The organism is Rhodococcus marinonascens NBRC 14363, from assembly GCF_001894885.1.
GTDB lineage: Bacteria > Actinomycetota > Actinomycetes > Mycobacteriales > Mycobacteriaceae > Rhodococcus_F > Rhodococcus_F marinonascens.
The window spans coordinates 26,513-47,742 of the sequence record NZ_BCXB01000019.1 but is presented as its reverse complement, the minus strand read 5'-3'; the positions used below and the strand labels follow the sequence as shown (position 1 = coordinate 47,742).

Below are 21,230 nucleotides of genomic sequence, written 5' to 3'. Positions count from 1 at the left end.
GATGATTCGAGTTCCTATACAAGCACCATCACGAGGAACGCACCGTGCCCGCAGCCCAATCTTCTCCCATGCCCGTGACCGTGTTCGACGCGGGGATCTTCGATACGCTCACACGGGTGCCGGATCCTCGCGCCCGCCGTGGTATCCGGCACAGGTTGCCGGCGATCCTGGGGTTGGCGCTACCGGCGACGTGTGCCGGGGCGCGTCGGGTGATCGCCGTCGACGGCAAGACCCTGCGCGGCGCGAGAGATGCGGCCGGGTGCCTGACGCATCGGCTGGCCACACTCGACCATGACACCGGGGTGGTGCTCGGGCTGGTCGAGGTTGGTGCGAAGATCAACGAGATTCCGAGGCTCACCGCACTGCTCGACCCGCTCGATCTCTCCGATGTCGCCGTCACCGCGGACGCCCTGCACCGCCAACGGGGCGCAGCCGACTACATCGTCGGCCGGGGTGGGCACTACGTGTTCACCGTCAAGAACAATCAGCCGTCCCTGTTGTCTCGGTTGAAAGCATTGCCGTGGAACGGCATTCCGGTCGCGTCCTCAATGGTCGGGCACGGGCGGCGGGAGCGGTGCACGGTGAAGGCCCCCGAGGTCGCTGCGGCACGGAAGGAACCGTGCCCGGTGGAGGAGACGGCTCCGAGCCAGGGCCAGCATTGGTGATCGCGGCGCCGGTAGCGTTTCGCTACGAAACGGGCTACGACGTGGGGATCGTCGAGCCATTGCTGCCACAGATGGTGGGGGATGCGCGCAGGTTGGGGCACTCCGATCAGGGTCAGCTGCTCACCGCCGGTGAGGGAGGGTCTCGCGGCGATCCCCGGGAAGGGGAGAGCGTCGAGTGCTGTCACGATCGGTCTTCCTGTGCGCGCCATACTGTTACCGCCGACCTGACGGTAGGGCGGGGGTCTGACAGGGTTGTCCGGGACGGGCGTGTTTGTCAACGCGGCGGGAAGGCCCCGGCGAAGAGAGTGAGATCGCGTTCGAGCAGGAAACCGAGCTCCACGGGCAAGCCGACCGCGGTGCCGTGGCGCACGCAATCTAGGACCCCGCCGCTGCGCCGGTAGAACAGGAAAAGGTCGCCACACCCCGCCGATCCGAGAAACTTCTCGAATCAGGGCCGACAGGGAATGTTCCCTGTCGGCCAAGGCAGTGTGCGGCGACCTCTTTCTCGTCGCGCCAGCAGTGTAGAACGGGCCTACGACATGGGATGGGGCCGCCATTTCACCTGACGACCGCACAACTCACGTCAAAACACCGACCTGTCATGTTCGCCGTGGGACTGTCCGATGAACGGGGGAACCGCATTGACATCGGTGAGTCTGACTCGGTGTGAACAGGCCATTGCCTCACGAGCTGAGGCAGCTGTCACTCCTTCTTCTTCGGTTGTTCGTCCTTCGGCGAGATCAGTAGACGAACCGCCACAAGCGTTGCGGCACCGAAGATGAGCCCCACGATGACGATCTGCGCGACCACGGACCAGGAACGGAACTGCGCACCAGCGACGACCGAACCTATCGTCAGAACCACCAAACCAGCGGTCAGGCCTTGAACCTCGTTTTTCCTCAGACGCATTTTCCTCAGACGCATTTGAATGAAGGGAGTGGGTTAGGGAAGTCCGCATAGTTGATCTCTAACTCACCTGGGCGACAAATGCCGTTCGCTGCAATGTACGCGGCCGCGCCGACCAACGCACCCACCGCACTCGCGCAGCCGGCTTGGCCGATATACGGAATGGCGCAGACGGCGACACCCAGCGCCGCTGCGCCAGCGGTGGCCAGCACTTTCTGATCCGTTTGGTTCAGGTAGAGATAGATTCCGCTGCCGACCCCCGCGCGGAGCTTCGGAGCGATCTCGCCCGGCGCCAAAGGCGCCGGCCCAGTGGTCTCGATGACGACCCGAGGCCCCCCGGGTTGGGTCACGTCGTATTCCTTCTTCTGCACACCCTTGCCGGTGCTGACCTCCGGGGTGATGCCCTGGGACTTCAAGGTCGTCTGCAGTTCGGTGACAGACTCCATGGTGGGGTTCTGCACGACCTCGGCAGTGGCAGCTGCCTGGCGGCCGCAGCAACAGCGACGGCTAAAACACCCGTTCTGGCGAGTATTTTCACAGAGAGCCTTTCGTATACACGAAGAACATACCGACTTGCATGTTCTTCACGGGAGGCTAGCTGCGCAAACCAGATTGCGCGGCAGATTCGGGCTACCGATCGATCTACTGTCGCCGCCCGCGCCGCGTCGAGATTCATGGGACATGCTGGTGATGTGGCGGCTCGGCCGCCTCGGACGATACCTACCGCACCTGCCCCGAGATCCAGACGTTCCCTTCGACCCCGTCCTCGTCGGAGAACTCGTGGTCGGTGTCGACGGCAAGGACGGCGTGCCGACGCCCGTACAACGATGGCTCACCGATGCTGGGTGGCGAACGAATCGACGCCTTTCTGCCCGACCAGGCGGCGTGCACGGGAGGATAAACTTTCCCGTGCACGCCGCCTGCACTCGTGTGCACTACGGTCGATTTGTTCCGTTCAAGCCGGAGGGCATGCTCAACCTTGAAACGCTTCTGGGACTAGGTGGCATCCTGCTGGTCCAGCCATTTCAAAATCGCTTGGTTTGTTTCTTCCGGCCTTTCCTGTTGGATCCAATGACCGCAATCGAGATTGACCACTTCAACATTGGGCACGAACTCTGCCAGGTTTTCAGACCTCGCGACCGCATCCCGGTCGCCATAGATCATGAGCGCGGGCTGCTGGATGATCGGGTCCACATCCGCCAACAGGCGCCAGTTGCGATCGAGGTTTCTGTACCAGTTGATGCTGCCCGTGAACCCTGTCGATTCGAAGGCGGAGACGAAAACGGCCAGTTCGCTATCGCTCATCAGAGGCTCACCGAGTGGTGTTTCTGCTCTGGCGAGATCGATCAGCGCCATGCCCGGTTGAGGCTCCTTGAGGGGCTCGTTCTTCCGGTACAGGTTGCGAAGGAACTGGAATGTGTTCTCTTCGAACACGGCGTCCGCGACACCCGGCTGCCGGTTGAAGTGGACGAAATAGAAGTCACTGCCAAGCACGGCTTCCATGAACTCGATCCAGGGTTTTTCTCCGCGCTCCTGGTAAGGCAAGCTCAGGTTGATCACCCTATTTACACGGTTCGGATGCAACAGGGTCAGTCCCCAAACGACAAAGGCACCCCAATCATGACCGACAAAGGTGGCATCCTCGTAGCCGTAGTGATCGAGAAGTCCGACGAGATCACCCGACAAATGTTCAATGTCATAGTCCGTTACTTCGGTCGGACGGGATGAGTTGCCGTAGCCGCGCTGGTTCGGGACGATGACGTGGTAGCCCGCCGCGACAAGGGCGGGCACCTGATGGCGCCACGAAAACGCATGCTCTGGGAAGCCGTGACACAGCACGATGGGTTTCCCGGCATTTTGTCGCCCTGCTTCAAAGACTTCCAGTTCCACGCCGTTGACTGGGATACGGACAGGCTTGGGAAAGTCGGATGGATTCACGGATGCTCCTTTGGGTTGACTACCGATCTTGTGTACGGATCGACCGGTTGCTCCGACGATAGGGAGCATCGTGGACAAATGAAGTCCTAGATCGTTGGCAAGCTGAAGAAATGCGTAACGATCCCACAGGCCGAGCACTGCAACTGCTGTCGCTCCTTCAGACCCATCGTTTCTGGCACTGTGCCGAGCTCTCCGCACGCCTCGAGGTCACGGAGCGAACGGTGCGCCGTGACATCGATCGCCTACGCGATCTGGGCTATCCGGTCGATTCCACGTCCGGAAAATACGGGGGCTACCGACTTGCAACGGGGGCGCACGTGCCGCCTCTGGTCCTCGACGATGACGAGGCCGTCGCGGTAGCCGTCGGGCTGCGCTACGCCGCTGAGGCCGCCATCAGCGGCATCGAAGAAACGTCGCTGCGCGCGCTGACGAAGATCGAAACACTCCTGCCCCATCGCCTGCGCCGACGTGTGTCGGCGCTGCATTCGAGCGTCACTTCGATGCGGCGGGCCGACGACGACATTGTTGACCCCGAAGCGCTCAGTGTGCTCGCCGCGGCATGTCGCGACCATGAGCACGTGCGTTTTGACTATCGGCGAGGTGATGGCGAGAGCAGCAGACGGCTGGTCGAGCCGCACCGCCTTGTCACGGCAGGACGTCGTTGGTATCTCGTAGCATGGGACCAACATCGTGGTGGGTGGCGAATGTTTCGACTGGACCGGCTCTGGGAGCCCTGGCTGGCGGGCAGTCATTTCACGCCACGTGAGATCCCGGGCGGTGATGCGGCGAGCTTCGTCGCGAGCTCAGTCGGCTCGACACCCCGTCACCACGATGCGAGACTCGCCATCCAAGCCACGTTCGCTGACCTTGAGGGTGTGCTCCGATGGATTGACCACACACCAATCGAGGTGCAAGCGGACTCCTGTCTTGTCCAGATCCGCAGCGAAGATCTCGGCCGGCTCACCATGACGGTTGCTCGCATTGCGCTCACCGCCCCAGTGGTCGTCATCGAACCAGCCGAGCTCGCCGACACCGTCAGGCAGCTCGCCCTTCACCTCAGAGTCTCGCCACCGTGACGACCAGAAGAGGATTGCGCGACAAGGCCATGCATGTCCAGGTCGCCACTGGGACGAGTTCGCGGTCGTGTTCCCTACGCCGGTCCCTCGTCTATCGAGACACGTATCCGTTTCCCTCTGAGCTGGGAGAGTAAGTGACCAATTCGGAATCATCGCCACCGGCTTCCGTCCACCCCCCAACGTGGAAGTTCGACTACCCGATCATCCACGCCGAGACTCGGGAACAGTGGCGAACTTGGCTGACGCACAACCACACGTCAGCCCGAGGAGGGTGGTTGTGCTCCTGGCGTAACACCACCAGCCGACCACGCTGCCCCTACCCCCGGGCCGTCGAGGAAGCCATCTGCTTTGGTTGGATCGACTCCACCAACACCATCCTCGACGAAGAGCGCGGCCTGCAGCTGTTCACGCCACGTAGACGCAAGAGTTCCTGGACCCGGCTCAACCGCGAACGCGCAGCCGATATGGAGAAGCATGGCCTCATGACCGACGCTGGTCGCCACGCCATTGCTGCCGCGAAATCCAACGGTTGGTGGACGATTTCCGACCAAGTCGAAGACCTCGAGGAACCACCTGACTTAACGGCAGCGCTGGACCGAGACCCGCGAGCTCGAAGCAACTGGGACAGTTTTCCGCCCAGCGCCCGCAAACAGATGCTGTGGTGGATCGTCAGTGCCGCTCGAGACGCAACACGGGCAGGTCGAATCGCCCATATCGTCAACAAAGCGGCCATCGGTCAACGTGCCCACGGCTGATCCGCAATTCGACCGCGCCCGGTATGAAACCGTAGCGAGCTTCGGATCGGTCTGACGTCGTCCAGTGTGGCAGGTAGTGCGGTATCCACCAGTGCACGGCCAGTCCGTCAGAAAAATCCTCGTCGAGGTCCGGAGTCCGGTCAGGTGCACGTGGAGCCGTAAGACCTGTTTCATCGAAAGCTTGCCGTCGATGGTCATCGGAACGGTCATCATCTGAACGCGAGGGTGTCCCTCGGCGGAGAATCCAGCCACAGACGTTCTCTGCGCCGGCGCGGTCGATCTAGGTATCGATCATCACCCTGAGCAGGCGGCGAACTTCTGCCCGCTTCTCAGGAATCCTGTCCGCACTCTTGCCCGCGAACTCAGGGTCGAGCAAGAGGCTTGTCTCGACCACCACGGCGGCAACACCATCAAAACCGGCACGGACTCCTACCGACTCGCTCATACCCGAGCTCAGCAATCTCCCTGATCCATACATCAGGGCGGGTCCGGATCAAGCCGCCCTACTGGACCTGAATGAGATTGACATATTCACCTGGTGCTGGCGCTCGGATTGCTGGTGTGGTTCGTGGCCAACAGGGACTATGCGTTCATGATCGTGTTTCTTGCTACCGGGCTCCTACTAGGGCCCTGCACCAGGCGGTTCTCCATGTACACAATCGGAAGATCCGTAGTAGCTGACCGAGTAGGCCTGGTGCTTGTCGACAACCCGTGTTGGGAATCAACGTCGGAAAACCCGAGCCAACTTGCACCCTGGGACACGCTCGGGAGTACCCGGCCTACCGCCACGACCTGACCTGCCACCACTGACCGACGACGACTACACCACCGCACTCGCGTTCGTCGGGGAACTCGGCCACATTCGCGAGCGCTCTCGCGCCCGCATCGACCTCGAACTCGGAACGTATGCGGGGGCATTGCTTGCAATGCCCAGTAGTTCTGGAACTATCTAGCGTTCAGGACCCGCCGAGTTCACCGATGCACGGGCGATAAGCAGCACAACCGCGACCCCACATGTCATGCCTGCCACGAAGCCGCCCGCGGCCAGGTTGAAGCCCTGGGCGCCCCAGGTGCTACCCGTCATGATGAAGACCAAGGCGATTAGACCCCCTAGGCCTCGCCGCGGGACTGCACGCCCAAGTCTCACTGATATAGCGCTTCACCAGGTACCTCCATCATCATATGCACTTGAACTCATAGATCCTCAGGTTAAAGGGGTTCCCCAGTTGGTTGTTCTGCGTGCATCGCGGCCGCCGGCGCTGTTGGGGGAGGAACCCTCGGAGCTTGCTTTGCACAAGCTTGGGGATGAGAGTTGAGGGATGACCAGACAGAGGTTTCAAATACTGAACGCCGCCTGTACGGCATTGGTCATTTTGGGTGTCATGCTCCCGATCATGTTGCAGGGGAACTACTTTAGCGGGATCCTCGGCTGGTCTCTAGCTCTGATCGTTCTGGCAATTTGGTTCTCCGCGGCGGTTGTCATGTGGCGGAAGCAGAACATGCCTCAGTGATCGAGAGTCAATTCCATCAGCTGCAATCTGAGAGACTGAAGTGCCCCTCCTCGCTTCCGGCGAGCGAGGGGCACTTCACGTTTTGTCCCTTGGAATTATCCTGGTTACGTCCCTGGGAAACGCCAAAATCCGATTCGAACGCAGGTAGGGGACACAAACCGTCGTTTACGAAACGGCCTCGTCAAGGGCCGCGCGCGACCGGGGCAGTGACCGCCCTGAAAGCTGATCCAACTCGACCAGGCGCAAGCAGACCGTGTTGCCATTCACCGGGCTCAGCGGTGCCAGCCATCTTCCCGGGGTAGTGGTCGACAAGACAGGCAACACCACCGTTGTCATCAACCGGGCCACTGTTATGGGTCGTCGACGCGCTTGCCGCCCGTCTGGCCGCGCTCCGGGGCGACGGCGGCAGTCGGGGTGGATAGGATTTTTGGTGAGTTGCCCGCCGTAGGAGCAGTCGCCGCCGACACAGAGTTTGAGGCCGGTTTCGATGCGGTGCGCGTAGCGAATGGGGGTCAGGCGGGCTGAATCGGTGCGGCAGATGTGGTTGGGGCCGAGCCACCACCCGAGGTGCGCGCGCCCGGACGGGGACTGGGCCACCCAGTTCGGGGCGGGATGGTCCGCGGGCCGGAGTCTTCCGATGTGCGTCGTACACATCTCGCGATCGGTCGGCGATGCCGAAGGCGACGGTCGGGCGTAGTGTTTATCAACCATGGAGGACACCCCATTCGGCCGGATGATCACCGCAATGGTGACTCCGATGCACAATGATTGCTCGATCGACTACGACGGGCTGCAGCGGCTCGCCGTACACCTCGCCAACCATGGGCACGACGGGCTTCTGGTCAATGGCACCACGGGAGAATCCCCGACGACCACCGACGAGGAGGACTACTCCTCGGTGCAGGCCGTCGTCGAGGCGGTGGGCGACCGAGTCGCGGTCATGGCTGGTTGCGGCACCAACGACACCGAGCACTCCACGCGCGCGGCTCGGGAGATGGTCGCCCGCGGAGCGGATGCGCTGCTAGTGGTCACGCCTTACTACAACAAGCCACCGCAGGACTGCATCCTCGAGCACTTCCGCCTTGTCGCCGAAGCAGGCGGCCAGACGCCAGTCATGCTGTACGACATCCCCGGCCGCACCGGAACCGCCCTGACGACCGACACGATTCGGCGCGCCTCGGATATCGAGCAGGTCAAGGCCGTCAAGGATGCCAAGGGCGAAATGTTCGAGGCGAGCCGACTGATGGCCGAGACCGATCTTCTCTGGTATTCGGGGGACGACGTAGTCAACCTCGCCCACCTCGCGCAGGGCGCCACCGGAGTCGTGTCGGTTGTCGGGCACGTCGCAGGCGACCTCTACGCAGAGATGATCGCCTGCATGGACAGGGGCGACCTGGCGCGTGCACGCGAGATCCACACCCAACTGATTCCTGCGGTCGACGCAATCATGCACACCTCGCAGGGCGCGATCCAGGTGAAGGCAGCGCTCAAGATGCTCGGTGTCATCGATTCCGACCAGCTCCGCATGCCGCTGCGGGAGGGGCCGGCCGAGCACATCGAGCGCCTGCGAACCGGGCTCGCCGCGTCGGGTCTGCTGTGACGGGAGTGGAACTCGGCGCAGGTCTGTGATGGCACTTCTCGAAGAGCCGACCCCGGGCGCGGATGTCTGTGCCCTCGGTACCTTCAAAGCATGACGTTGGGGGACATCACAGCAGGGTTCCTGGTTGACGTAGTGGTCGTGAATGCCGGCGAGGTCGAACATCACCAGGTCGAACAGTTCTCGGTCGCCGCGCAGCCTGCAACTACGCGGCAGCGTTCACGGACCGAGGGGCAGCTGCAGAACACCTACCTCACCTATCTGCGCCGAATTGGGCATCAGGTCAGCGGTCGGCGAATCACGTTCGGCGACACCACATTGGTGGTGGACCTGTTCGACGACACGAACCGCGAGCTGATCGAGGTCAAGGCGACGATCGACAGGGCGACGATGCGCACCGCGTTAGGTCAGATCCTCGACTACGCCCGCTACCTCGAGCACAGTCACCGGTCGATCCTGCTGCCGGAGGAACCGGCTGAGGAAATGATCGAGCTGCTCCACGATCACGGGGTGTCCGTGATCTGGGTAAGCGGAGTCGACTTCGCGGTACGACGCTGCCCTGCCTCGTTGGCCGCCTCCGCCGCCAACGATGTCCTTTGGCAGGACTATTCGGAGGCGGTCGTGGACATTCACCTACCCACCGGCGCCGTTCGCATCATCCCCACCGACGACGCTGCAGGCCACACCAGGCCCCCGGCCGGTCCGTTGCACATCATCGCAGCCTGCCAACCCGGTGAACTTCCCGGGACCGAACGTGAACGCGAGAGCTACCGCCGCCTCACCGAATATCTTTGCGGCCGTGGCCTGGAGCCATTCGCAACGGTCGGAGGCGCGCAGGACGGCACCTACCAGGAGCTCAGCGTTGCAGTGTCCGGACTGACCGACGATCACGCCCGCAAGATCGGCTGCCGATTCGGGCAGGTCGCGGTATTCTCCTGGAACTCGACACAGTGGACGTTGCTGGCATGCGCCAGTTACCGATCCGCCGTCCACCGATGGATCCTCGCTCCATCACCACCCCCAGCGAGGGAATTGGTAGCAACCGAAACACCCGCTTGATGGTTTCGCCATCGTCGATCAGCATCCACCCAACCGCCTATTGCATGAAGCGGGCAAGGGACTCGATCAGTTGTCGCTCATGTTCCGTTCCTCGGCTGCTAGTCGGTATCCGCGCAACGCGACCATGCTCGCCACGACGAGGACGGCGGGCACGGCGGCGAAGGCGATCACGATGCCGGTGACGGCTCCGTCGGATTGGATGACGGTCTCCCCGCCGGCCGAGGAGACGAACCCGGTGGCGGCGAGGATGGCGAGCACCACCGCGGGACCGAGTGCCAATCCCACGGTCTCCGCGGCGGTCCACACCCCACTGAAGGCGCCCGCACGAACGGATCCGGTAGTGGCGTTCTCGTGGTCGCTGATTACGTCCGGCAGCATCGACATCGGCAGCATCTGCATGCCGGCGTAGCCGATGCCCGCCAGCGCGACCACCGCATACACCCACGGCCCGGGGGTGGCGAGGAGGCCGAGCATGGCGACGGCTGAGGACAGAAACAGCCCGGACGCCAGGAAGTACGCGCCCCGCTTGCCCCACGCCCGCACCAGCCGGATCCACATCGGCATCACCGCCAGAGCGGGTGCGACCAGCGCGGCGAACAGGACGGACACCGAGCCTTCGGAGTCGAGCACGTACGTGGCCACGTATTGGGCGGCACCCAGCATGCATCCGGTGGCCAGGGCCTGCAGCACGAAGGCGCCGAGCAGGAATCGGAACGGGCCGCTCGAGCGCACCGCGGCGAGGCTGTCCGCGAGCCCGTGCCCCGACGAGGCGTCTGCGGGGGCGGCGTCGGGGTCGACGTTGCGTCCGCGTGGCGCGATCCGCCAGGCGGCCAGCATCCCGAGCCCGAGGGCGAGCCCCGCGAAGATCCCCATCAAAAGGTATCCAGGCTGGCCGCCGCCTCCGAGGTCGCGCAGCGCGGGGCCACCCGCACCGAACAGCAGGATCGCGACGGCGAGCAGCGCGACCCGCCAGGACATCAGCCGGGACCGCTCGTGATAGTCGTCGGTGAGCTCGGCGGGCAACGCGATGTACGGAACCTGGAACAGGCTGAAGGCGATCGCGGCGAAGATGAACGCCACGGTCACCCACAGGCACCCGACCAGAGTCGAGGCGCCGGCGGGCACCGCGAAGGTGAGTGCGAAGAACACCGGCAGGGCCAGCGCGCCGAGGAGCAGGAACCGTCGTCGTGTCCCGGTGCGGGCCGCGGCTGCGTCGCTGCGGGAACCGATGTACGGGTTGATCAGCAAGTCGAGCGCCTTGGGTGCGAACACCACCACCGAGGCGACCGCCGCGGCGACACCAAGGGTGTCGGTGAGGTAGTAGGCCAGCACCAGCCCGGGGAGGGTGGCGAACCCGCCGGTGCCCACCGAACCCAGCGAGTAGCCGGTTACGGTCGATCTACTCAGCCGTGGGGGAGCCATCGTCATCCGGCCAACATAGGCGATCGTTTCCGGTCTCGAGCGGATTATGCGCAGCTTGGAACGGGGGGTACACGCCCAGTTGAAGCGGCGTTGCCGTCTCTGGTTGAAGGGTGCGGTACTGTTCGGCGCAAGGTAGCCCCGCGCCCGATGGCGTCGTCCATCGGATCGTCGAGTGCGTGGGGTTCGACGATGATCGCCGAAACGGCATGTCGCACACTCCGGGTCCTGATTCCCGGTGCAGTTTTTGATGATCGTTCACTCGCTCCGCCTTCTCGAGGTGATGTTGTCGAAGTGGTGGTGCAGTTCATCCCCACTGGTTCTGTGGCGTCACCCATCGAACAATCCGCGCGAGGGATTGCACGGCCGGTGTTCGGGCAGGGGGCCGGCGTTCACCCGGACGGTGGTCTGCACTGGCTGATCTGGTTGTTCGGGGACGGCTGGTCGGCCACTTGGTGGTCCGACCGACCGGTCACGGGAGCAGTCGAAGTCACGGGAAGATTCGTCGCCCGCCTCGGACCAGGACGGTCGGAGGAAGATCCTGTGCCCGTTCGGGGCAGGGTGCGGCGGTTGCGGGTGGTCGAACAGCCAGTCGAACGCACCGACAACAGTGCCCGTACCATCGAAGATACCGAGCGATTCATCGAGGTCGAGTCCACACCAAAACGATTCTGGTCGACATTGGAACCACTGGTGGACGACGAAAGCTTCTGCCCAACCGGGGTTCTGGTCGATCTCGACCTCGACGACGTGCCGCCCCTCGATTCGGAGTTCGCTCCCGGGGCGATGTCTGCCGACGGCGCGGATGTCTGGTTGATGGATCGGTCGAACCCCATTCTCCTGCACCTCGATACCCGCTCGACGCCACCGCGGATCACCGAGTACCTATTGCCGCTGACGATCGAGCCTCCGGGGAATAGGTGGGCGCGTGACGTACACGCCGATTCGGGTGGGTGTTGGATTACCTCCCACTACGACGTGTTCCGATGCGACCGCGCCCTCGACGGGCCATTGGCGGTCGAACGCGTGAGCACCGAAGGCGGCGGCGCCATCGTTGACAACGGACGCCTGTTCATCCTCCGCATGCCCCGGCCTGTGATGCGGATTGATCGCCGGCATGGTGTCGTCCGTGTCGAACCGGACGCACACCCTGTGCGAATGCTCGACCGGGATGGGCGGTTGATACCAGTCGACGACCCGGACGCCGCGGCTGCGTTGCAGGCGAAACGCCTTCGGGTCGGCAAAGCCCACGCTGCCGACGAGGCGGACTCGCGATCTGCCGACGGGCAGGTCACCATCCGAACGCCGGACGGTGAGCGCACGCCGGTCGACCTCGGTACGCGCACGCGCGGCACCCTTTTCTGGGATCCACCGGACCCATTCCACGATCCGGCGAACGCGGATGTCGTAGAGAGGATCTCGCTATCACTCCCACGGTCGGTCACCGAGTGAGCGCATAGCACTCCGGCCGGTTCAGGCGCTGGCCGCTTCCGTCGGCTCGACGGACGCGTTGATCGACCGGATCACCTGGACCAACCGCACCGCCGGCTCGTCCCCGAATGCCTGAGTCGGTCCCTGCGGGGCGCTGTTGGTGAACGGCGACTCGAACAGCAGCTTCGGGTCCATCTCCCCGTGACAGGTCAGGTGCGAGACGATCAGGTTGACGAAGTCGATCTGGCTGGCGGTCGCGGTCTTACCGTGCAGAAACTCCGCGAAAGCGTCGGTCACCGCCCTCGACGCCCTTGGAGTCCAGCGCATCCGGTCAGGGTTGGCACAATAGATTGGTGCAACCCAGACCATACAGCGCCGAGGAGGAAGTACTCGAAAGGTTCGTGCGGACTTATCTGTACGCTGCGTTGGCTCCGTGCTCAGCCTGCGCTCTCGTGAAGCCGTCGAACTCCAGCTGCTCGATCAGTCCCGACCTGGAGAACGACATCATGTCGAGATACTGCTCGGCACTCAGCCCAGCCTGCTTGTTCCAGTCCGCATTCAAACTGTCCACCGCGTACGTCGCATCCGCGACGGAGAAGCCTTCGAACTCAAGCTGTTCGATCAGTCCGCTGCGGGAGAAGGCCATCATGTCGATGTACTGATCGGCAGACCGGACGGCGTTCCGTTGACTGGCACTGATCTGCGGCTTGGCCGGGACCGGTGCGGCTGCCGGCGCGGGCGCTGGTGCGGGCGCTGGTGCCGGCACCTGGTACGTGCTGGGCGCCGCTACCTCCGCTTTACTCGGCGACGGGGCAGGAGTGCGCATCTCGGAGGTGGTGGTGGGCGTGCTCAGTGCAGTCGTCGGAGCGGATTCCTGGGCTTCTGACTTACCTTCCGTGTTCCCGCCACAACCCGTAAGCGTTAGGACACCTATGGCCAGGAAGGACGTAGCGAGTTGCAGCTTCATGCGAAAAGCATGCCATACGATCTCGGTTCACGATGGGGGTTCCCCCAAACGGTGGACAAGGGTTAAGCAGCTTCGACCCGAACCCGGCCAAGAACTACTACCCCCGCGCCATGTCCACGAACTTGGACAGGTGAAGTTGGTGTGCCACAGTGATTGTCGCCGTCGGACCGTTGCGGTGCTTGCCCAGGATGAGGTCGGCCTCACCGCCGCGTGGGTCGTCGCGTTCGAAGGCGTCGGGACGGTGTAGCAGGATGACCATGTCGGCGTCCTGCTCGAGCGAGCCCGACTCACGAAGGTCGGAAACCATCGGCTTCTTGTCCGTTCGCTGTTCGGGGCCACGGTTCAGCTGGCAGATGGCGACCACGGGAACCTCGAGTTCCTTCGCCAAAAGCTTGAGGCTGCGCGAGAATTCGGAGACTTCCTGCTGGCGCGACTCGACCTTCTTACCGGACGTCATCAGCTGAAGGTAGTCCACCACAATGAGTTTGATGTCGTGCTTCTGCTTGAGCCGGCGAGCCTTGGCGCGGATCTCCATCATGGTGAGGTTGGGGGAGTCGTCGATGAAGAGCGGCGCCTCACTGATCTCACTCATGCGGCGGGCGAGTTTGGTCCAGTCGTCGTCGGTCATCTTGCCGGAGCGCATATCGCCGAGTTTGATCTTTGCCTCCGCAGACAGCAGACGCATGACGATTTCGGTCTTGCTCATCTCCAGGGAGAATATGACGCTGGCCATGCCGTTCTTTACGGAACAGGAACGCAGGAAGTCCATGCCCAGCGTGGAATTGTGCGTGGGCACCATCGAACGGCCCGCGAGGTACAGGTGATCTGCGTTGTCGACCTCGACGCACCGCACGGGAACGCTCTCGATCCGGCGCACGTCGACTATGCGGCGCGAGCCGCTGACCTCACCACGAAGTTCCTTGTGCCGGATCGCCTTCCGGTGAAGTTGGAACACCTCGTCATTGGCGGAGAAGGTCAGGTGGCCGGCGATGCGTCGGCAGTCGTATCCCAACCCGACGACCAGTTCGTGAACATCGTCCGCAAGCGGAACATTCTTGGCCTCGAAGCAAACCGAACCGTCGTCGCCGACCGAACCGCCTGCGTCGAGCAGACCGGCCAGCAGCTCGCGCCGCTCCAGCTCCGAGCCGCGCAGCAGCTCCGCCGGAACGCGCTTGGCCGCCACTGCAATGCTGCCCGTAGTGAGCGAGGCCCCCAACGCGTAGGGGTCGACACTGACGCTCGACGACGGCAGCTGAAGCGCGCCGGTATGCGCGACATGATGCCCACGCTCGAGCGACCCGGCAATCTGATCCGTGGTGTGGATGGCAGGCAAGCCGTCAACCCTCGTCAGCCACTGATGTTGAGCATCGGCGACGAGGACGGTGCCGTCGGAGAATTCCACCTCGTAGCATGACCGACCGTGCATGACGTCGGTGGCCGCGACGACGCGGGTGGGCTTGCCGTCGGCGTCGATCAGGTGGTCGCCGACCCGGACCTCACCCATGGTGGTCCAGCCCGCGGGGGTAGCGAGGGGTGTATCGAGGGCGAGCGCCTTACCCACACCGGGCCTGGCCGCGACGATGATCATCTGACCGGGGTGGAGGCCGTTGGTGACCTCGTCGAGTTCGACGAAGCCGGTGGGCACGCCGAGTGAGATTCCGCCGCGGCTGGCGATGGAGTCGATCTCGTCCATCGTCGGCTGTAGCAACTGCTCGAGGGGGACGAAGTCTTCGGTAGTACGACGTTCGGTGACCTCGAAGATCTCCGCCTGCGCACGGTCGACGACCTCGGCGACGTCCTGGCCGTCGGCACCGGTGTAGCCGTATTGCACGATCCGCGTACCGGCATCGACGAGGCGCCGCAAGATCGCCTTTTCCGACACGATCTCGGCGTAGTAGCCGGCGTTGGCGGCAGTAGGGACCGTCTGGGTGAGCGTCACCAGATAGGGCGCTCCGCCGATACGACGGAGTTCGCCGCGGCGGTCGAGTTCAGCGGACACTGTTACCGGATCGGCGGGTTCACCGCGGGCGTAGAGGTCGAGGACGGCGTCGTACACCGACTGATGGGCGGGGCGGTAGAAATCGTCGGGCCGGAGCACCTCGAGCACGTCCGCGATGGCGTCCTTACTGAGCAGCATGCCGCCCAACACCGACTGCTCGGCCGCCATGTCCTGTGGTGGCTGCCGACCGAACTCCTCACCGGGTTCCGTGTCAGGCGGACCCGCGTATTCGGAACGGCCCCGATCGTCTACTACAGCCACTCGACCGACCTTCCGGATCACTGTTGCGCTGCTGTCGAGAACTCGATCTCGGTAGCCTCAAAGTCTTTGTACTCGCCCCTACCGACTAGCTTCTCAGGCTCTTCACGGCAAACGGCGCCGTGATAGTGAGACACGCTGGAACGACGTTAGGGACCGGCTCCCCAGTGATCAAACCGGCCTGTGCACAGGGTTGGGGATGAATTGTGGAAACAACTGGATACGTTTGTTAACCCCATGGGGACAACCTGAGGATAAGTACGTATCACAATCCAGAAACGCCAGTTCAGGCTAAATTTTTGGACTATCGCCATTGTGGATGGAAACTCGTTCGGCGTGTCTTCCGCGTTGGGGAGTCGGGCGTGTCGCGCGGGTCGCCCCCGCCTGGCAAGATGATTCGCCCCCGCCTGGGAAGATGATTCGCTCCCGCCTGGGAAGATGTTTCGCCCCCCATCTAGCACGGATGAGGGACTAGCTCCCAGATTCGACAAACGCAGGTCCCCAACGCTCCGAGGAACGTGGGGACCTGCGTTCGAAAAGAACGACGAGTCGACTAAGCGCCGATGACGTTCAGGTGGAACTTCGCAACCACGTCGGCGTGCAGGTTCACGACGATGGCGTGCTTTCCGGTCGCCTTGATATGAGCCTTCGGAAGTTCCAGGCTGCGCTTGTCGACCACGGGTCCACCAGCGGCCTTGACGGCACCTGCAACATCGGCGGCGGTAACCGAACCGAAGAGCTTGCCCGAATCACCGGCGGTCTTGACCGACAGCGAGACGGACTCGAGGCCCTCGATAGCTGCCTTGAGCTCCTGTGCGTGGTCGAGACCACGCACAGCGCGAGCTTGCTGGGCACGACGGATGCCTTCGACCTGCTTCTCGGCGCCGCGGGTGGCAGCGATCGCCAGGCCGCGAGGAAGCAGGTAGTTGCGGCCGTAGCCGTCCTTGACCTCGACGGTGTCGCCAGGCGCACCGAGGTTGTCCACGTCAGCGGTGAGGATGAGCTTCATGTCTTCCCTCCCTTTCCTTAGCGAGCCACGGTGGCGTAGGGCAGCAACGCCACCTCACGTGAGTTCTTCACGGCAATGGCAACGTCGCGCTGGTGCTGGACGCAATTGCCGGTGACACGGCGCGCGCGGATCTTGCCACGGTCGCTGACGTACTTACGCAGAAGCGTCGTGTCCTTGTAGTTGATCTGCGTGTTCTTCTCTTTGCAGAAGATGCAGATTTTCTTCTTCATTACCTTGTCGCGCAAGGGCGGCTTCGGCATTAGTTTGCTCTTTTCTGGATGTTCCGATCAGGTACGGATCAGAACGGGGGTTCGTCGCTCCCACCACCAGAGCCTCCGAAGGAGTCCTGCGCCTGCGGCGCACTGCCCCACGGATCATCTCCGCCGCTGGTGGATTGCGGACGTCCGCCGCCTAATCCGCCGGAGGAACCGAAGCCGCCTCCGCCTCCGCCGCCACGACTGGCCTTGTTGACCTTGGCCGTGGCGTACTTCAGCGAGGGGCCGATCTCGTCGACCTCTAGCTCGACGACAGTGCGCTTCTCACCTTCACGAGTTTCGTAGGAGCGCTGCTTGAGCCGGCCGCTCGCGATCACTCGCGAACCACGGGTCAAGCTCTCCGCAACGTTCTCGGCTGCCTCGCGCCAAATGTTGCAGCGCAGAAACAGGGCTTCACCGTCTTTCCATTCATTGGTCTGACGGTCGAAGGTGCGGGGCGTGGACGCAACGGTGAAGTTCGCGACCGCGGCACCCGCGGGGGTGAATCGAAGCTCCGGATCAGCCGTCAAGTTTCCGATGACGGTGATAACGGTGTCGCCTGCCATTTGGTTCCTCCTGCAGAATGTGGAGTTCGGTTGGGCACGAGCCTAAGGCTCGGGGCCGACAGAAATCACTTGTTGTGGCGAAGAACCTTCGTTCGCAGCACCGACTCGTTCAGACCGAGCTGACGATCGAGCTCCGCAACAGTGGCGGGAGCAGCGCTGATATCGATCACCGCATAGATGCCTTCGCTCTGCTTGGAGATCTCGTAGGCGAGGCGACGCTTACCCCAAACATCGACCTTGTCGATCTTGCCGCCGTCCTGGCGAACAACATTGAGGAACGTATCCAGCGAAGGAGCAACAGTGCGCTCGTCCAGGCTGGGGTCAAGGATGACCATCAATTCGTAATGACGCATAAGACCTCATCACCTCCTATGGACTAGTGAAACGGCCACGGACTGTCCGTGGCAGGAGGGTCGTTGCGTCAGCAACCTTTGCAGGCTACACGACGAGCCCCTGACCAGCGAAGTCAGGCCGCCCGGTCCGATCACGGGATCAGCGTTTCCCTATGTGCGCGCACCCCGATACAGCCAGAGAAGTACCGAGGTGGCGGGCAAATCGAAATGTTCGACGAAAAGCCCACGGGCCGAACACGAATGACTATACGCTCCCGGCTGTTCCTATTTATTCTCGAAAAGGCGGCAAGACAGTGAACATCTCTCGACCGGGACGCGCGACGATTGCCTCCCTCGCGGCCATGGCTGCCATCCTGGTTTCGCTGCCCACGACTGCGAACTCTGCCGAACCGCCTGCGGACACCGAATTGCTCGGGTACGACGAAACCACCACGGTCGGCGTTCACAATGCCTACGAGAAGTCCACCTTCCCGTTCCTCGCCGATGCGCTGGACTCCGGTGCTGCGTTGATCGAACTCGATGTGTGGACCAACAGCGCGGCTCCAGGGTGGCGGGTATCGCATGCCAATCCCATTGGCAACGACAACAACTGCGTTGGTGCGAAGTCGGAGGCCGAGTTGCGCACCGGTTCGCGCGATCAGGGGCTCGACGGCTGCCTGGCGGACATGCGGGTGTGGCACGACGCGAACCCCGATCACCCTCCAGTGATATTCAAGATGGAGATGAAGGACGGGTTCAACGCAGGGCAGACCGTCGGGTCCAGCGGATCGGCGGCAAACGGGCGGGGGCCGAGTGACTTCGACGCACTCGTCAGTGGACAACTCGGCGACGCGCTGCTGCGTCCGGCCGACTTGGTTGGCGACGCCGACTCGACCTTGGACGAGGCGGTGCGTACCCATGGCTGGCCTACCCGTGACGCGATGCGGGGCAAGTTCCTCTTCTATCTGACCAAGGGAACAGTCGAGGGACAGAACCCACTCGACACCCTGCATACCGACGTCGAGTACGGCACTCATGTTCGGGACCTGGCGGCGGAAAATGAACTCGAGCAGGCTGTGGCTTTCCCGGCCGCACTCGGCGCGAGGAAGGGCGATCCGCGAGAGGCGAAGTATGAGGACGAGTCGATTCGGCCCTGGTTCGTGGTGTTCGACGGTGGTGCGTCCGGGTTCGTCTCGCGGGACATCGACACCGAGTGGTACCGCGACAACGGATATCTGCTGGTGATGACCGCCGCGGAAAGCGTCGCGCCCCCGATCGACAGCAGGACGCCAACTGAGGGAGAGGCGCGGGCGCGGGTGGCCAAGTTGGCGGCCCTCTCTGCCAGCATCGTCACTTCCGACTGGGCCTCACTACCGGCGGTGCTGTCCGACGTCATTCCCCGTGGCGCATGACACAACTCCCCTCGAGCACCAGTTGTCCGGAAAACCAACGGTTTCCGGAAGACCGCGCGACCAGCAGCAAGCCTCGGCGGCCCCGAATGTCGAACCGGTTGCAGGCGGGTGATGACGCTGGATTCGAGATGGGTGCCACTGCCGCTCCAGTGATCCGGATCGACGATCTGACTGGTTCGGAGATCGCGGCCTTGCTGCAGGAACACAATAACGAGATGCGATCGATCTCCCCGCCGGAGAGCTGCCACGCGCTGGACTTGGACGGGTTGCGGGTGCCCGAGGTGACGTTCTGGACGATGTGGTCGGAGACTGTGCTGGTGGCGTGCGGCGCGATCAAGGATCTCGGCGGCGGGCACGCCGAGATCAAATCGATGCGCACCTCGCGCGTATATAAGCAACGTGGACTGGCCTCGGATCTGTTGTCGCACCTAATGGCCGAGGCCACTGTCCGTGAATTCAGGCGGGTCAGCCTGGAGACCGGACGGCAGGACTTCTTCGAACCAGCGCGAAAGTTGTACATCAAGCACGGATTCGAATTCTGCGGTCCGTTCGGCAGTTACCAGGACGATCCCAACAGTGTGTTCATGACCCGCAAACTCGGGCAGCACGCGCGATAAGCGGGATGATCGGCTGCGCGGATTCCTGCTGTACGCGCAGTCGGGGTGTGGCATATGACGGTGTTGTTGCGGCACATCTGAAGTTGGTGTGGAATTCCGTGACCACCACTCACACGGCACCTCCCACTGACAGAGCCTGACCGGGCCACGACGGGATGCAAGGAATGATGCTGGCTCAATCCGATTGAACCGGTGAGACATTCGATCACTACGATGACTAACGGGACGTGTCGACATGCGCGGATGCGTCGTACACCCGCTATATGCATTGGCCAGTTTCACGAGATGCGGCGCCAAGCTCCGACTGGCCGCACACCAACCCCACTGCGTTTGAGGGTGGATCGGATGACGAAGCAGCCTGTACCGACCGGTTCGGGTAAGTGCGCCGCCGGACCGGACTGGACCGGAGGAGTTGATGCCGCCCGGGATCACAGCAGCTCAGCACCCGTACGAACACCGAAGCCAGCACAAATCGGTAGTCTGCGGTGTAGGGGGCTGACGTAGGGGGCCAACGCACCTGGAAGGACACCAGGCCATGAAGGTCTTCTACTCTCCCGAGTACACCGCATCGACCCACGCGTTCGACACCACCCTCAAGTCGCAGTGGGTCGCCGAGTCTCTGCTTCGCGATCCCATCGACGGGGTGGAGTTGGTGCGCCCTCACTCGCTGAATGTCGAGGAGCTGGCCGGCGTACACGACCTGCAGTACGTCCAGGCGGTGCAGTGCGGTTCGCCCCGTGGCCTCGCCGGGTCGCCGGGAATCAGGTGGGACGAGGATCTGTGGACCGCGACCACGGCGTCGGCTGGGGGCATTGTGGACGCGGCCCTGGCCGGGCTGCGGACCGGTGGGGTCGCCGGGTCGTTGTCCTCAGGACTGCACCACGCCTACCGGACCTCGGGCCGTGGCTTCTGCACCTTCAACGGCCTGGCGTTAGCCGCCGCCACCGCACTCGATGCCGGCGCCGAGTCGGTGCTGATTGTGGACTTCGACGCGCACTGTGGCGGCGGCACCGCTTCGCTCGTGCAGTCGGACCCGAGGATCTGGCAGGCCGACGTGTCAGTGGACTGGTTCGACTTTTACGATCAGACAGATCGATGCAAGCCGGTCTTGGTCTCGGACGGGGAGAGTTATCTGACCGAGTGCAGTCAGGCGCTGAGCCGGATCGACCATATCGGGCCGAACTTCGACCTGGTGCTCTACAACGCCGGGATGGACCCATACGAGGGCTGCGACAGCGGTGGGCTGGACGGCATCACACGCGAGGTGCTGGACGCCCGCGAACACCTGTTGTTCAGCTGGTGCCAGGCGCGCGAGGTCCCCGTCGCCTTTGCCTTGGCCGGGGGTTACGTCGGCACTCGCCTCGACGAGAAGGAGTTGGTGGATCTGCACCGCCTGACGATTTCGGAGGCCAGCCTGCTCGACTAGGTGTTCGAAGTCTCCCAGGCGCTATTTCCCGAC

Annotated in this window: 24 protein-coding genes and 1 riboswitch; of the genes, 9 read left to right on the top strand and 15 right to left on the bottom strand. The window is 63.1% G+C overall.

What is annotated here, in order from left to right:
* The first annotated feature begins 68 nt into the window (after nucleotides 1–68).
* Nucleotides 69–665: an ISAs1 family transposase gene (locus tag RM2_RS14540; protein WP_072690278.1), complete on the top strand. Its 597-nt coding sequence runs from the start codon at nucleotides 69–71 to the stop codon at nucleotides 663–665.
* A 702-nt stretch (nucleotides 666–1,367) separates the two neighbouring features.
* On the opposite strand, the gene RM2_RS14530 is transcribed toward RM2_RS14540, so the two are convergent.
* From RM2_RS14530 to RM2_RS14520, 4 genes are all read right to left on the bottom strand, one after another.
* Complete coding sequence (locus tag RM2_RS14530) at nucleotides 1,368–1,574, bottom strand: hypothetical protein (protein WP_072690277.1); 207 nt, start codon at nucleotides 1,572–1,574, stop codon at nucleotides 1,368–1,370.
* Nucleotides 1,575–1,579: 5 nt separating this feature from the next.
* Nucleotides 1,580–2,017 (bottom strand): hypothetical protein, encoded by a 438-nt coding sequence (locus RM2_RS14525; RefSeq protein ID WP_139277778.1) that lies wholly within the window; start codon nucleotides 2,015–2,017, stop codon nucleotides 1,580–1,582.
* Nucleotides 2,018–2,291: 274 nt separating this feature from the next.
* A complete protein-coding gene (locus RM2_RS23975; protein WP_139277777.1) occupies nucleotides 2,292–2,486 on the bottom strand; it encodes a hypothetical protein in 195 nt (64 codons plus the stop codon).
* A gap of 81 nt (nucleotides 2,487–2,567) precedes the next feature.
* On the bottom strand, nucleotides 2,568–3,509 hold the full coding sequence (locus RM2_RS14520) for an alpha/beta fold hydrolase (protein ID WP_072690332.1): 942 nt from the start codon (nucleotides 3,507–3,509) through the stop codon (nucleotides 2,568–2,570).
* Between the two features lie 110 nt (nucleotides 3,510–3,619).
* Here RM2_RS14520 and RM2_RS14515 point away from each other — a divergent pair, with 110 nt between their 5' ends.
* Both RM2_RS14515 and RM2_RS14510 read left to right on the top strand, forming a co-directional pair.
* Nucleotides 3,620–4,585: a helix-turn-helix transcriptional regulator gene (locus RM2_RS14515; protein WP_072690275.1), complete on the top strand. Its 966-nt coding sequence runs from the start codon at nucleotides 3,620–3,622 to the stop codon at nucleotides 4,583–4,585.
* A gap of 134 nt (nucleotides 4,586–4,719) precedes the next feature.
* The gene (locus RM2_RS14510) at nucleotides 4,720–5,340 is read left to right on the top strand and encodes a YdeI/OmpD-associated family protein (protein ID WP_072690274.1); all 621 of its coding nucleotides are present in this window, start codon (nucleotides 4,720–4,722) and stop codon (nucleotides 5,338–5,340) included.
* Nucleotides 5,341–5,620: 280 nt separating this feature from the next.
* Here RM2_RS14510 and RM2_RS24555 read toward each other — a convergent pair whose 3' ends face one another.
* The 3 genes from RM2_RS24555 to RM2_RS25245 all read right to left on the bottom strand — a co-directional run bounded on the left by RM2_RS24555 (nucleotide 5,621) and on the right by RM2_RS25245 (nucleotide 7,505).
* The gene (locus RM2_RS24555) at nucleotides 5,621–5,785 is read right to left on the bottom strand and encodes a hypothetical protein (RefSeq protein WP_169846736.1); all 165 of its coding nucleotides are present in this window, start codon (nucleotides 5,783–5,785) and stop codon (nucleotides 5,621–5,623) included.
* A 504-nt stretch (nucleotides 5,786–6,289) separates the two neighbouring features.
* The gene (locus tag RM2_RS25645) at nucleotides 6,290–6,424 is read right to left on the bottom strand and encodes a hypothetical protein (RefSeq protein ID WP_281250419.1); all 135 of its coding nucleotides are present in this window, start codon (nucleotides 6,422–6,424) and stop codon (nucleotides 6,290–6,292) included.
* A gap of 592 nt (nucleotides 6,425–7,016) precedes the next feature.
* Entirely contained in the window at nucleotides 7,017–7,505 is a 489-nt protein-coding gene (locus RM2_RS25245) for a replication initiation protein (RefSeq protein ID WP_245813948.1), read from the bottom strand.
* 55 nt (nucleotides 7,506–7,560) lie between these two features.
* Here RM2_RS25245 and dapA point away from each other — a divergent pair, with 55 nt between their 5' ends.
* The gene (gene dapA, locus RM2_RS14495; RefSeq protein WP_072690272.1) at nucleotides 7,561–8,451 is read left to right on the top strand and encodes a 4-hydroxy-tetrahydrodipicolinate synthase; all 891 of its coding nucleotides are present in this window, start codon (nucleotides 7,561–7,563) and stop codon (nucleotides 8,449–8,451) included.
* A gap of 90 nt (nucleotides 8,452–8,541) precedes the next feature.
* Nucleotides 8,542–9,507 (top strand): DUF3293 domain-containing protein, encoded by a 966-nt coding sequence (locus RM2_RS14490; RefSeq protein WP_072690271.1) that lies wholly within the window; start codon nucleotides 8,542–8,544, stop codon nucleotides 9,505–9,507.
* 66 nt (nucleotides 9,508–9,573) lie between these two features.
* Here the strand turns inward: RM2_RS14490 and RM2_RS14485 are convergent, their stop codons facing one another.
* Entirely contained in the window at nucleotides 9,574–10,935 is a 1,362-nt protein-coding gene (locus RM2_RS14485) for an MFS transporter (RefSeq protein WP_072690270.1), read from the bottom strand.
* 360 nt (nucleotides 10,936–11,295) lie between these two features.
* Between RM2_RS14485 and RM2_RS14480 the strand changes: the two genes are divergently transcribed.
* On the top strand, nucleotides 11,296–12,378 hold the full coding sequence (locus tag RM2_RS14480) for a hypothetical protein (RefSeq protein WP_169846735.1): 1,083 nt from the start codon (nucleotides 11,296–11,298) through the stop codon (nucleotides 12,376–12,378).
* Nucleotides 12,379–12,399: 21 nt separating this feature from the next.
* On the opposite strand, the gene RM2_RS14475 is transcribed toward RM2_RS14480, so the two are convergent.
* The 7 genes from RM2_RS14475 to rpsF all read right to left on the bottom strand — a co-directional run bounded on the left by RM2_RS14475 (nucleotide 12,400) and on the right by rpsF (nucleotide 17,763).
* Entirely contained in the window at nucleotides 12,400–12,654 is a 255-nt protein-coding gene (locus tag RM2_RS14475; RefSeq protein WP_245813942.1) for a type I restriction-modification enzyme R subunit C-terminal domain-containing protein, read from the bottom strand.
* A gap of 112 nt (nucleotides 12,655–12,766) precedes the next feature.
* A complete protein-coding gene (locus tag RM2_RS14470) occupies nucleotides 12,767–13,324 on the bottom strand; it encodes an Ltp family lipoprotein (RefSeq protein WP_072690268.1) in 558 nt (185 codons plus the stop codon).
* Between the two features lie 97 nt (nucleotides 13,325–13,421).
* Nucleotides 13,422–15,584, bottom strand: a complete 2,163-nt coding sequence (dnaB, locus tag RM2_RS14465) for a replicative DNA helicase (RefSeq protein ID WP_072690331.1) — start codon at nucleotides 15,582–15,584, stop codon at nucleotides 13,422–13,424.
* 550 nt (nucleotides 15,585–16,134) lie between these two features.
* Nucleotides 16,135–16,590 carry a 50S ribosomal protein L9 gene (gene rplI, locus RM2_RS14460; protein WP_072690267.1) on the bottom strand — a complete coding sequence of 152 codons (456 nt, stop codon included), beginning with the start codon at nucleotides 16,588–16,590 and terminating at the stop codon, nucleotides 16,135–16,137.
* Nucleotides 16,591–16,607: 17 nt separating this feature from the next.
* Entirely contained in the window at nucleotides 16,608–16,850 is a 243-nt protein-coding gene (gene rpsR, locus RM2_RS14455) for a 30S ribosomal protein S18 (RefSeq protein WP_005249686.1), read from the bottom strand.
* Nucleotides 16,851–16,888: 38 nt separating this feature from the next.
* Entirely contained in the window at nucleotides 16,889–17,410 is a 522-nt protein-coding gene (locus RM2_RS14450; protein ID WP_072690266.1) for a single-stranded DNA-binding protein, read from the bottom strand.
* A gap of 65 nt (nucleotides 17,411–17,475) precedes the next feature.
* Nucleotides 17,476–17,763 (bottom strand): 30S ribosomal protein S6, encoded by a 288-nt coding sequence (gene rpsF, locus RM2_RS14445; RefSeq protein WP_072690265.1) that lies wholly within the window; start codon nucleotides 17,761–17,763, stop codon nucleotides 17,476–17,478.
* Between the two features lie 293 nt (nucleotides 17,764–18,056).
* Between rpsF and RM2_RS14440 the strand changes: the two genes are divergently transcribed.
* From RM2_RS14440 to RM2_RS14430, 3 genes are all read left to right on the top strand, one after another.
* Complete coding sequence (locus tag RM2_RS14440) at nucleotides 18,057–19,154, top strand: phosphatidylinositol-specific phospholipase C domain-containing protein (protein WP_245813939.1); 1,098 nt, start codon at nucleotides 18,057–18,059, stop codon at nucleotides 19,152–19,154.
* A 128-nt stretch (nucleotides 19,155–19,282) separates the two neighbouring features.
* Nucleotides 19,283–19,771, top strand: a complete 489-nt coding sequence (locus tag RM2_RS14435) for a GNAT family N-acetyltransferase (protein ID WP_072690329.1) — start codon at nucleotides 19,283–19,285, stop codon at nucleotides 19,769–19,771.
* A 276-nt stretch (nucleotides 19,772–20,047) separates the two neighbouring features.
* Nucleotides 20,048–20,160, top strand: a riboswitch (SAM riboswitch).
* 146 nt (nucleotides 20,161–20,306) lie between these two features.
* A complete protein-coding gene (locus RM2_RS14430) occupies nucleotides 20,307–21,197 on the top strand; it encodes an arginase family protein (RefSeq protein ID WP_072690264.1) in 891 nt (296 codons plus the stop codon).
* Nucleotides 21,198–21,230 lie beyond the last annotated feature (33 nt).